Below are 9,362 nucleotides of genomic sequence, written 5' to 3' on the forward strand. Positions count from 1 at the left end.
TTCCGGCTCGCGCAATTCCCACCACTCTCACCACTGGGACGGCGTAAATGGTGAACGAGGAGAAGTACCTCGATTACCTCAAGCGGGCGACGACCGATCTGCGCGAGGCTCGCCGACGACTGCGCGAGGTGGAGGAACGCGACCAGGAGCCCATCGCCATCGTGGCGATGAGCTGCCGCTACCCGGGAGACGTGCGCTCCCCCGAAGACCTGTGGCAGCTCGTCGCACGCGGCGGTGACGCCGTCTCCGGCTATCCGGAGGACCGCGGCTGGGGCACCGACGTGCTGTACGACCCGGAGCCGGACGCCGACGGCAACACCACGCCCTACCACCGCGAGGGCGGCTTCCTGCGCGACGCCGCCGAGTTCGATCCGGCGTTCTTCGGCATCTCGCCGCGTGAGGCGCTGGCGATGGACCCGCAGCAGCGGCTGCTGCTGGAAACCTCCTGGGAGGCGTTCGAGCGGGCCGGGATCGACCCGACGACGCTGCGCGGCAGCCGTACCGGTGTCTTCGCGGGCCTGATGTACCACGACTACGCCGCCCGGCTGTACACCGCCCCCGAGGAGGTCGAGGGCTTCCTCGGCAACGGCAGTTCAGGAAGCATCGCCTCGGGCCGGGTGGCGTACACCTTCGGCCTGGAAGGCCCGGCGGTGACCGTCGACACCGCCTGCTCCTCCTCCCTGGTCGCCGTGCACCTGGCCGCACAGGCGCTGCGCAGCGGCGAGTGCACGCTGGCCCTCGCCGGCGGCGTCACCGTCATGTCCACCCCGGGCACCTTCACCGAGTTCAGCCGCCAGCGCGGACTGGCACTCGACGGCCGCTGCAAGTCCTTCGCACAGGCCGCCGACGGCACCGGTTGGGGCGAGGGCGCGGGCATGCTGCTGCTTGAGCGGCTGTCCGACGCCCGCAAGAACGGCCACCAGGTCCTCGCGCTGGTCCGCGGCAGTGCCATCAACCAGGACGGCGCCAGCAGCGGACTGACCGCACCCAACGGCCCCTCGCAGCAGCGCGTCATCCGCCAGGCGCTCGCCAGCGCACGGCTTTCCACCACCCACATCGACGTGGTGGAGGCGCACGGCACGGGCACCACGCTCGGCGACCCGATCGAGGCGCAGGCGCTGCTGGCCACCTACGGCCAGGGACGGCCCGAGGACCAGCCGCTGTGGCTCGGCTCGATCAAGTCCAACGTCGGCCACACACAGGCCGCCGCGGGCGTCGCCGGGATCATCAAGATGGTCATGGCGATGCGGCACGGCATCCTGCCGAAGACCCTGCACGTCGACGAGCCCTCGCGCAACGTCGACTGGACCAAGGGCGCGGTGTCCCTGCTGACCGAGGCCCGGCAGTGGCCGGAGACCGGCCGCCCCCGGCGGGCCGCGGTGTCCTCGTTCGGGATCAGCGGGACCAATGCCCACACAGTGCTGGAGCAGGCACCGGTCGAGGAGGCCGAGGAGACATCCGCCGCGCCGCCGCGCGCCGCGCTGCCGGTCTGGACGCTGTCGGCGAAGACCCAGGCGGCGCTACGGGAACAGGCACAGCGGCTGCTGGCCCATGTGACCGCACACCCCGAGGCGGCCACCACGGATGTGGCGTTCTCGCTGGCCACCGGCCGGGCGGTGTTCGAGCACCGTGCGGTGGTTGTGGCGGGGGAGCGGGACGGCTTCCTGGCCGGTCTGGAGGCACTGGCCAACGGCCGCCCGGCAGCGGGCCTGACCGAGGGCAGGACCAAGGGCGGCAAGCTCGCGTTCCTGTTCACCGGTCAGGGCAGCCAGCGGATCGGGATGGGTCGGGAGCTGTACGAGGCCTATCCCGTCTTCGCCGAGGCGTTGGATGCGGTGTTTGAGCGGTTCGAACTTCCGCTCAGGGATGTGGTGTTCGGCGACGATGCTGCGTTGCTGGATCAGACCGCTTACACGCAGCCTGCGTTGTTCGCGGTTGAGGTGGCGCTGTTCCGGCTCGTTGAGTCGTGGGGTCTGCGGCCTGACTTCGTGGCTGGTCACTCGATTGGTGAGCTGGCTGCGGCGCATGTGGCTGGTGTGTTGTCGCTGGATGATGCCTGTGCGTTGGTGGCCGCTCGCGGTCGTCTGATGCAGGAGCTGCCCGGCGGTGGGGCGATGGTGGCGGTCCAGGCGGCGGAGGACGAGGTTGTCCCGCTGCTGGTGGACGGTGTGAGCATCGCCGCGATCAACGGGCCGACATCGATCGTCATTGCCGGTGATGAGGCTGCGGTTCTGGAGGTCGCGGCTGGGTTTGAGGCGCGGGGTCGTAAGACGAAGCGGCTGACCGTGAGTCATGCGTTCCACTCGTCGCACATGGACGGGATGTTGGAGGCGTTCCGTGAGGTGGCGTCGGGCCTGACCTATGAGGCTCCGCGCGTTCCGATCGTCTCCAATCTGACCGGTGCGGTGGTGTTGGCCGAGGAGATCGGGACTGCGGACTTCTGGGTTCGGCACGTCCGCGAGGCCGTCCGCTTCTGCGACGGCATCCGGGCCTTGGAAGCCGAGGGCGTCACGACGTTCGTCGAGCTGGGTCCGGACGGTGTGCTGTCTGCGATGGCGCAGGAGTGCGTCGAGCGGCCCGAGAACGCCGCGTTCGTCCCCGTACTGCGCAAGGGCCGCCCGGAGGGCGAAGCGCTCGCCACCGCAATGGCCGAGGCGCACGTGCGCGGTGTGCGGTTGGCGTGGGAGGAGGTTTTCGCCGGTACCGGGGTACAGCGCGTTGACCTGCCGACGTACGCCTTCCAGCGTGAAACGTACTGGCTTGACGCTGGCTATCCGACCGGTGACGTGACGGCGGCCGGGCTCGGTGCGGCCGACCACCCGCTGCTCGGCGCGGCCGTGGCGCTCGCCGACACCGACGGTTTCCTCTACACCGGCCGCCTGGCCCTGGACACCCACCCGTGGCTGGCCGATCACGCCGTGCTGGACACGGTCCTGCTGCCCGGCACGGCGTTCGTCGAGTTGGCGATCCGGGCCGGCGACCAGGTGGGCTGCGACCATCTGGAAGAACTCACCCTCGAAGCACCGCTGACCCTCCCGGCGACCGGAGGCGTGCAGCTCCAACTGTGGCTTGGCGCGCCGGACGACACCGGCCGTCGCTCGCTGTCCGTCTACTCGCGGTTCGAGGACGCTGCTGTTGATGAGCCGTGGGTGCGGCATGCCCGTGGTGTGTTGGCTGTTGCCGGGCGAGTGCCGGAGTTCGACCTGGCGGTGTGGCCCCCGGCTGGTGCGGAGGCGGTGAGTGTTGAGGGCCTTTACGAGGGGTTGGCGGATGCCGGGTTGTCGTACGGTCCGGTCTTCCGTGGGTTGAGTGCTGTTTGGCGTCGGGGTGAAGAGGTCTTCGCCGAGGTCGAGTTGGGGGAGGAGCAGCGGTCGCAGGCTGGTTCGTATGGTCTGCATCCGGCGTTGTTGGACTCCGCTTTGCACGCGGTGGCTTTGGGTGGCTTCTTCGCTGAGGTCGGGGCGCGGTTGCCGTTTGCCTGGAGTGGTGTGTCGTTGCATGCCGTGGGTGCTTCGGTGCTGCGGGTGCGGTTGGCTGCGGCCGGGCAGGATGCGGTGTCGTTGGCGGTGGCTGATGGGACCGGGCAGCCGGTGGCGTCGGTTGGGTCGCTGGTGCTGCGTGGTGTCTCCGCTGAGCAGGTGCGGCAGGTCCGGCATGAGTCGCTGTTCCGGGTGGAGTGGGCCAACATCCCCACGCCGCAGGCGATTCCCGCAGGTCAGTGGGCGGTGCTCGGCACGGAGGACGCGGAGTTGGCGGCCGGGCTTCCGCTACAGCGGTACGCGGACCTGGACGAGTTGCTGGAGGCCCTGGAAACCGGCTCGGCGGCGGTCCCCGATGTGGTCCTGGTGCCCCACACCGCCTGCGCCACCAGCGCGGAGTCGGTCGCGGTGGCGACCGAGCGGGCACTTGACCTGGTGCGTTCCTGGCTGACGGCAGAGCGCCTCGCCGACTCGCGGCTGGTGTTCGTCACCCATGGCGCGGTGGCCGTCGCAGCCGACGAGACGGTCAACGACCTGACCCGTGCGGCGGTTTGGGGCCTGGTGCGCTCGGCCCAGTCGGAGCACCCCGACCGCTTCGTACTGGTCGACCTGGACGGCCCCGGCACGTCGCTCCCGGCTGCGTGCGCGTCCGGGGAACCGGAAATCGCCGTACGCGACGGCGCCCTGCGCGCGCCCCGGCTGGCCCGGGTCACCGCTGGTGGCGACACCGGCGTGCGGCCGTACGGCACCGACGGCACAGTCCTGATCACCGGCGCGACCGGCACGCTGGGCGGCCTTGTCGCCCGGCATCTGGTGACCGAGCACGATGTACGGCACCTGCTGCTGGTCAGCCGTCGGGGTTCCACGGCGGATGGCGCCGCCGAACTGGGCGCGGAACTAGCCGAGTTGGGGGCACACGTCACCTGGGCTGCGTGTGACGCGGCCGACCGCACGGCGCTGGCAGATGTGCTGGCCGCGATCCCGGCCGAGCATCCGCTGACCGCGGTGATCCACACCGCTGGTGTGCTGGACGACGGAGTCATCGAGTCGCTGACCCCGGAGCGCGTCAGGAACGTCCTGCGCCCGAAGGCAGACGCGGCACTCAACCTGCATGAACTGACACGCGAACACGATCTGTCGGCGTTCGTGCTGTTCTCCTCGGCCGCCGGTGTGTTCGGCAGTCCCGGCCAGGCCAACTACGCCGCCGCCAACACCTTCCTGGACGCCCTGGCGCACCACCGCCGCGCCCAGGGCCTGCCCGCCGTGTCGCTGGCCTGGGGGCTGTGGGACACGGACGGCGGTATGGCGGGCGGCCTGGACGAGGCCGACGTCAGCCGGATGAACCGCAGTGGAGTCCAGGGCCTGTCAGCCGACGAAGGCCGCCAACTCCTCGACACGGCCGTCGGCTTGGGCGAAGCGTTGCTCGTGCCGACCCGACTCGACCTCGCCACCTTGCGGGCCAACGCCACCACCGGTGCGGTACCGCCGCTGCTGCGCGGCCTGGTCCGCGTCCCCGCCCGGCGGGCGGCGGAGGCGGCGGGCCGGTCGGCACTGGCGCAGAGCCTGCTCGGCCTCACCGAGGTCGAGCAGGAACGCGTACTGCTCGACCTGGTGCGTACGCACGTCGCGGCCGTGCTCGGCCATGACTCCACGCACGCCGTCGAACCAGACCGTGCCTTCAAGGAGTTGGGATTCGACTCGCTGACCGCGGTCGAACTGCGCAACAGGCTCGGTGCCGAGACCGGCATGCGGCTGCCCGCCACACTGATCTTCGACCATCCCACCTCCCTCGTACTCGCCCGCCACCTGCACGCCGAGATCACCGGCGCGCAGGGCACACCGGGCGCCATGGTGACGGCCGCGGGCGCGGCCGACGACGAGCCGATCGCCATCGTGGCGATGAGCTGCCGCTTCCCCGGCGGCGTGGCCACGCCCGAGGAACTGTGGCAGGCGGTGGCCGAGGGGCGGGACGGGATCACCACGTTCCCGACCAACCGCGGCTGGGACGTTGACTCGCTCTACCACCCGGACCCCGACAACCCGGGCACCAGCTACACCCGCGAGGGTGGCTTCCTGCACGACGCGGGCGACTTCGACCCCATGTTCTTCGGGATCAGCCCGCGCGAGGCATTGGCCACCGACCCCCAACAGCGGCTGCTGCTGGAAACCACCTGGGAGGCGTTCGAGCGGGCCGGGATCGACCCGGCGACGCTGCGCGGCAGCCGTACCGGTGTGTTCACGGGCGTGATGTACCACGACTACGCGGCGGTCCTTGAGAACACCCCCGACGCGGTCGAGGGCTCACTGGGCTCCGGCAGCACCGGAAGCATCGCCTCGGGCCGGGTGTCGTACACCTTCGGCCTGGAAGGCCCGGCGGTGACCATCGACACCGCCTGCTCGTCGTCGCTGGTGGCGCTGCATCTGGCGGCGCAGGCACTGCGCAACGGCGAGTGCGAACTGGCGCTGGCCGGTGGCGTCACCGTCATGGCCACCCCCGGCACCTTCGTCGGCTTCAGCCGTCAGCGGGGTCTTGCGGCGGACGGCCGCTGCAAGGCGTTCTCAGCGGACGCGGACGGCACGGGATGGTCCGAGGGCGTCGGCATGCTGTTGGTGGAGCGGCTGTCGGACGCGCGCCGTAACGGGCATCCGGTGCTGGCGGTCGTGCGTGGCAGCGCCATCAACCAGGACGGTGCCAGCAATGGCCTTACCGCGCCGAACGGTCCTTCGCAGCAGCGGGTGATCCGCCAGGCGTTGGCTAACGCTCGGCTCACTGCCGCCGAGGTGGACGTCGTGGAGGCGCACGGTACGGGCACCACGCTGGGCGACCCGATCGAGGCGCAGGCGCTGCTCGCCACCTACGGGCAGGATCACACCGCGGACCAGCCGTTGTGGTTGGGCTCCATCAAGTCCAACTTCGGGCACACGCAGGCGGCGGCCGGTGTCGCCGGTGTGATCAAGATGGTGATGGCGATGCGGCACGGTGTTCTGCCGCGGACCCTGCATGCTGATCAGCCCTCGTCGCATGTGGACTGGTCGGCGGGCGCGGTGTCCTTGCTGACCGAAACACGTGAGTGGCCGGAGACCGGGCGTCCACGCCGGGCCGCGGTGTCCTCGTTCGGCATCAGCGGAACGAACGCGCACACGATCATCGAGCAGGCACCGACCGCTGAGACCGACCGCACTGATGCGGCGGTCACGCTGCCGGTGCTGCCGTTGGTGCTGTCCGGTAAGACCGAGGAGGCCCTGCGCGGGCAGGCGGAGCGGCTGCGCTCCCTGGTTACGGCGGACGATGACCTGGAACTGCTGGACATCGCCTACTCGTTGGCGACGACGCGCTCGGCGTTGGAGCACCGGGCGGCGCTGACCATCAGCGACCGGCCCGAGCTGCTGCGCGGACTGGAGGCGTTGGCGGCGGGTGCCACCGCCTCCGGCGTGGTCCGGGGCACGGCGGACGGCCGGGGCAAGCTCGCGTTCCTGTTCACCGGTCAGGGCAGCCAGCGGATCGGTATGGGTCGGGAGCTGTACGCGGCCTACCCGGTCTTCGCCGAGGCCTTGGACGGGGTGTGTGAACGGTTCGAAGTACCGCTGCGGGATGTGATCTTCGGAGCCGACGGCGGCCTGCTGGACCAGACGGCTTACACGCAGCCCGCGTTGTTCGCCGTCGAGGTGGCGCTGTTCCGGCTCGTTGAGTCGTGGGGGCTGAAGCCTGACTTCCTGGCCGGGCACTCGATCGGCGAGTTGGCTGCGGCGCATGTGGCTGGTGTGTTGTCGCTGGAGGACGCCTGCGTGTTGGTGGCCGCTCGCGGTCGCCTGATGCAGGAGTTGCCGGGCGGTGGGGCGATGGTGGCGGTCCAGGCGGCGGAGGACGAGGTTGTTCCGCTGCTGGTGGACGGTGTGAGTATCGCCGCGATCAACGGGCCGACGTCGGTGGTGATAGCGGGTGATGAGGCTGCGGTCGTGGAGGTCGCGGCTGGGTTTGAGGCGCGGGGTCGTAAGACGAAGCGGCTGTCGGTCAGCCATGCGTTCCACTCGTCGCACATGGACGGGATGTTGGAGGCGTTCCGTGAGGTGGCCTCGGGCCTGACCTATGAGGCTCCGCGTATCCCGATCGTCTCCAATCTGACCGGTGCCGTGGTGTCAGCCGAGGAGATCGGGACTGCGGACTTCTGGGTCCGGCACGTGCGCGAGGCCGTCCGCTTCTGCGACGGGATCCGGGCCCTGGAAGCGCAGGGTGTGGCGACGTTCGTGGAGCTGGGTCCGGACGGTGTGCTGTCTGCGATGGCGCACGAGTGCGTCAAGCGACCCGAGGACGCCGCGTTCGCTCCCGTACTGCGCAACGGCCGTCCCGAGCCGGAAACCCTCACCATCGCCCTGGGGCAGGCCCACGTCAACGGCGTGTCCGTTGACTGGCAGGCGTACTTCGCGGGCACCGGCGCCCGCCGCGTGGAGCTGCCCACGTATGCCTTCCAGCGCCGCGCCTACTGGCCTCGCCCGGCTGAGGGTCCGAGCGCCGGTGATGCGGTCGGGCTCGGTCTGGTGGCTGCCGATCATCCGCTGTTGGGGGCCTCGGTCTCGCTGGCGGACGACGATGCTCTGGTGTTCACGGGCAGGTTGTCGCTGCGCACCCACCCGTGGCTGGCGGATCACGCCGTGCTGGACACGGTGCTGCTGCCCGGCACGGCGTTCGTGGAACTCGTCACGTACGCCGGAGACCAGGTTGGCTGTGACCACCTGGAGGAACTCACCCTAGAAGCGCCGCTCACGCTGCCCGAGAACGGCGCGGTCCGCATACAGCTGGTACTCGGCGCGCCGGACGGCTCCGGACGCCGCGAGGTGACGCTGTACTCGCGGTTCGAGGACGCTGCTGTTGATGAGCCGTGGGTGCGGCATGCCAGTGGTGTGTTGGCTGTTGCCGGGCGAGTGCCGGAGTTCGACCTGGCGGTGTGGCCCCCGGCTGGTGCGGAGGCGGTGAGCGTTGAGGGCCTTTACGAGGGGTTGGCTGCTGCTGGGTTGTCGTACGGTCCGGTCTTCCGTGGGTTGAGTGCTGTTTGGCGTCGGGGTGAAGAGGTCTTCGCCGAGGCCGAGTTGGGGGAGGAGCAGCGGTCGCGGGCTGGTTCGTATGGTCTGCATCCGGCGTTGTTGGACTCCGCTTTGCACGCGGTGGGTTTGGGTGGCTTCTTCGCTGAGGTCGGGGCGCGGTTGCCGTTTGCCTGGAGTGGTGTGTCGTTGCATGCCGTGGGTGCTTCGGTGCTGCGGGTGCGGTTGGCTGCGGCCGGGCAGGATGCGGTGTCGTTGGCGGTGGCTGATGGGACCGGGCAGCCGGTGGCGTCGGTTGGGTCGCTGGTGCTGCGTGGTGTCTCCGCTGAGCAGGTGCGGCAGGTCCGGCATGAGTCGCTGTTCCGGGTGGAGTGGAGCGAGCTGACGGTGCCGGAGGCCGTCGAGCGGCCGGCGTGTGTGTCGCTTGGGGCCGAGGGGCTGGCTGCGCTGGCGACTCCGGTGCCGGCCAACGTGGTTGTCGACGGTTTGACGTCGGCCGCGGCGGCTTCGGCCGCGGATGTGCATGCGGCGACGCGGCTGGCTTTGGTGTTGCTCCAGGAGTGGCTGGCGGACGAGCGGTTCGCCGCGTCGCGGCTGGTGTTCCTCACGCGCGGTCCGGAGGACCTTGCGGGTGCGGCGGTACGGGGTCTGGTGCGTTCGGCGCAGTCCGAGAACCCGGGCCGGTTCGTCCTGGTGGACCTCGACCCGTCCGTGTCGAAGCTGGATCCCGCGTTGCTGGGCCTGCCGGAGCAGGAGTTGGCCGTTCGCGACGGTCGCGTACTGGCTCCAAGGCTGGCCCGGGTCACCGCTGCTGGTGACACCGGGGTACGGCCGTACGACCCGGAT

The 9,362-nt window shown here is 70.2% G+C and carries 1 protein-coding gene; it reads left to right on the forward strand.

The genetic code is table 11. The features are described from left to right. Positions 1–47: 47 nt before the first annotated feature. On the forward strand, positions 48–9,362 hold a 9,315-nt coding region (locus O5O46_RS33955), incomplete at its 3' end, for a type I polyketide synthase (protein WP_269859531.1).

The sequence above is a fragment of the Streptomyces sp. RPT161 genome, assembly GCF_027533845.1.
Lineage (GTDB): Bacteria > Actinomycetota > Actinomycetes > Streptomycetales > Streptomycetaceae > Streptantibioticus_A > Streptantibioticus_A silvisoli_A.